General features: G+C 41.7%; 2 protein-coding genes. Both read right to left on the reverse strand.

The features are described 5' to 3' along the window. Positions 1-1,090 (reverse strand): condensation domain-containing protein (locus F6K52_RS33550; protein ID WP_293089037.1); only part of this gene is annotated, 1,090 nt, incomplete at its 3' end. Beyond that, positions 1,087-3,909 (reverse strand): SDR family NAD(P)-dependent oxidoreductase (locus F6K52_RS33555; RefSeq protein ID WP_293089040.1); only part of this gene is annotated, 2,823 nt, incomplete at its 5' end. The genes F6K52_RS33550 and F6K52_RS33555, both read right to left, overlap by 4 nt.

The raw sequence follows: 3,909 nt of genomic DNA on the forward strand, positions 1-3,909 counted from the left end.
TTCTAAAAGAGGGATTCCCTGATAAATCTGCTCTCATTACCATTGATTCTACAAAGTAACCAACAATAGAGGCAAACTCTGCTTTAGTTCTACCAGAAGTGGGAGAGCCTACTAAAATATCCTCTTGATCTGTGTAACGATACAAAAGTACTTGAAAAGCTGCCAACAGAGTCATATAAAGAGTTACCCCCTCTGTTTGAGCTAGTTCCTTCAGTTGTTCAGTCAACCTTTCAGATAACTTGAAGGGGTAGCTGCCACCCTTATCAGTCTGTATAGGGGGTCGGGGTCTATCTGTGGGCAAATTCAATACAGGTAATTCTCCGCCCAATTTCCGTTGCCAATAGCTCCATAGTCGTTCTCCTTCTTGTCCTTCTATCAACTCCTTTTGCCAACTAACATAATCTTGATAAGAATTGTTTAGTGGTGGCAGAGATGTTTCTACACCATCTTTTTGAGCTTGGTAGAGTTGTGGCAGTTCTTTAGCAATTAAGTTACATGACCAACCATCTAAAGCAATGTGGTGTATTGTCAGTAACATAATATGGTCTTGCTCTGAACAAGTGAACCACCTAACTCGCATCACTGATTCTGCTTCTAGATTAAAAGGATGTCTATGCGCTTCAACTACCTTTTTGTGTAACTCCTCTTCACTCCAGCTAGAAGCATCTATCTCTAAGAAGTCTAACTCTTGATTTTGCTCTAGTTGTTGGATTGGTTGTTCGCCCAACTTCGTAAATTTACTCCCTAGTAGCGGATGTCTTTCCCTTAGAGCTTGAAAAACTTGTTGCCAAATAGTTATATCTACTTGGGAGTATATCCGAACCGAAAATGACACATTATAAGAAGAACTCTGGGGTGATAGCTGCCACAAAAACCAGAGACCTTTTTGACCATAAGATAGAGGATAGACTTGGCATATATCTGGATTTTCCCTGAGTAACTGTAAGATTTCTGATTTGTACTGCTTTAGTTGGGCAATAACATCAGTGGTCAGTACTTCTTCGGAACTTTCAGTTATTAATTTTCCTTCCTCATTCCATAATTTAACACCTTTGATAGAAAGGTCTTGTAAAAATTGAATTAAGTTCATAGTTCTACCTTGATTCGCTTACTTTCTTTGACCTTGTCTGTGGAACTGCTTTGAGTTCTTTGTTCATTCAGCTCATTTGAGAGAGCAGCAATGGTTATTCCTTCCATAAATTTGGTAATTGGAACATCCACTTCTAGCTGACTTTGAATTCGATTTCTTAGCTCAATTGACATTAGAGAGTCTAACCCCATTTCATTTAGAGGTTTATGTATATCAATTTGATAATTTTTAATGCCTAATACTTGAGCTGTTTCATTTTGGATATGAGCAATTAAGATTTTTTCTATTTCGCTCTGGGAAACTGATTTTAATTGTTCTAAAAGGTAATTCTCCTGAGTTTTATTGGGAGCGATCGCGTTTGGCGCGCCAAACGCGATCGCAGTTGTTATTTCCTGCCAATCTGCCAGAAAAGGCCACTGTGCTACTCTCTCCTGCCACTGTGACCACTCAATAGGAATCACCCCTACTTCCACATCAGAACCACTCATCAGTAGTTCTAGAGACTCTAGCACCTGAGTGGGAGATATTACACCCATACCCTGCTTACTTACCCTCAAATCTGCACCTCGTTCTGCTGCCTCCCCTATTTGAGAAACCGCTCCCCAATGGATGCTTAATCCCGGCAATCCCTGAACCCGACGATAATGAGCTAAACCATCAAGAAAAGCATTAGCAGCAGAATGATTCCCCTGACCAGGTGAACCGAACAAAGATGCCACAGAAGAAAACATCACAAAAAAGTCCAATGGTTGATTTTGAGTTAATTGATGCAAGTGCCAGACACCTTGGACTTTTGGAGCCATTACTTTCTCAAAACTAGACCAACTCTGGTTTTGTAGCACTCCATCCGACAACATCCCTGCTGAATGAATTACCCCTGCTAGTGGTATGTTGGACTGTTCAATCTTGTGCAGCACTCTGGTCATTGATTCAAGATCAGACACGTCGGCTTTTTCCACTACCACGGAAGCTCCAGCCATTTCTAACTCTGTTATTTTTTTCCTAATAGCATCATCCGGTGAACGGCGTCCCAATAATACTAAATGTTTAGCTCCCTTAGACACCATCCAATTAGCTACCAGTAAACCTAAACCTCCCATACCTCCTGTTATCAAATAGCTAGCTCCAGAACGGAAACTTAAAGGCTTCTGAGTCGTACCATCAGCAAGTTGTGTTTGACTCACCACAATCTTGCCTATATGTTTAGCTTGCTGCATATAACGGAAGGCATCAATAACTTCCTCTATGGGAAATACCTTCATCGGTGGTGGTTTGAGTAAACTGTTCCATAATTTATCTTTCAATTCGTGCAACATGGAATTGATTAATTCTGGTTGCTCTTGAGACTTTTTGATTAAATCCACCACCAAATAAGATACATCCGGTCTGACTGCTGCTACTTGGCTTGAATCCCATATTCCTCGCTTGGCAATTTCCACGAACCGACCACCATGGCTGACCACTGACATACTCTTGCTAATAAATCCCCCAGAAGTCAGAGAGTTGAGTACAATATTTACTCCTTCTCCTTTGGTTATTTCCATCACCTGGTCAGCAAATTCTAATGTTCGGGAATTCATAATGTGTTTAACTCCCATATCCCGTAGAGCTTGCCATTTTGGAGGACTTGCAGTTGCTAATACTTCTGCTCCTGCTTGCTGTGCGATTTGAACTGCTGCCATTCCCGTACCTCCTGCACCAGCATGAATGAGAATGCGATCGCCTGCCTCGATCTTAGCCACATAATGCAAAGCATAATAAGCTGTTAAAAAATTAGCTGGAATAGATGCTGCTTCTTCAAAGCTCAGATTTTCTGGCTTGATAACAACATAGGTAGCATCAACAGTTACATACTGACTAAAGCTACCTTGAGCCATAGCCATAACTGAATCCCCTACATGAAAACCTCTTACTTCTGAGCCTACTGCTACTACTTCTCCCGCACAATCTCCTCCCATTACAGCCTCTCCTGGATAAACATCCAAGGCTATAAGAACATCACGAAAATTCAATCCTGTTGCCTTAACTCGAATTTCTACTTCCCCTGCTCCTGGCGAACGTCTAGTAACTGGCTCCAGGATTAAGTTATCTAAACTACCCTTCTGCGAACTTCCGAGTTTGAATGGTTGCGATGGTATCAACTGTTTTGCTATGGGTTGCCGATAATGACTAGCTACCAATCGAGCTACATAACGACCATCTCCACGCCATGCTATCTGGTCTTCGGAATCCTCAGACCAAATTTCATTAAATAGTACATCAGCTTGATCCTCTACAGTCTCCTCTGGGTCTAAATCTAGACGAGTACAGTTCAACTCTGGATGTTCCAAGCTAATCACTTTCCCCATTCCCCACACCGAAGATTGAGCTACTCCTGGTATGACCGGATGATTTGACGGCACCCCTTGAGCACCACTTGTCACTAACCATAATCGAGGTTGACTTGATAACCCTGCTTTCACCAATGCTTGTACTAAAGATAGAGTTGTGCCACACCCTAGCTTAGACAAACTTTCTAACTCCTCAGAATTAATAGCTTTACCCTCTCCTGCTTTAGTAGTCCAACATTGTACTACTCCCGATAACGATGGTGATTTGGCTGCTACTGTCTCTATTACTTCCTCAAAATCTTCAAGATTGTTGGGATTAATGGTAAATTCTGCTGGAGCTATCTGTTGATATTTTTCTCCTGCAAACACTAAAGTACAAACCTCTCCCACTGAGCGCAGTTGGCTAGCTAAGTGTTGAGCAATTCCTTGAGTGTCTGCTAGTATCAACCAACCTTTCGATGTCACCTTCGTTTCTCCATTGGTTGTAGT

It is taken from the genome of Moorena sp. SIO3H5, from assembly GCF_010692395.1.
Classification (GTDB): domain Bacteria; phylum Cyanobacteriota; class Cyanobacteriia; order Cyanobacteriales; family Coleofasciculaceae; genus Moorena.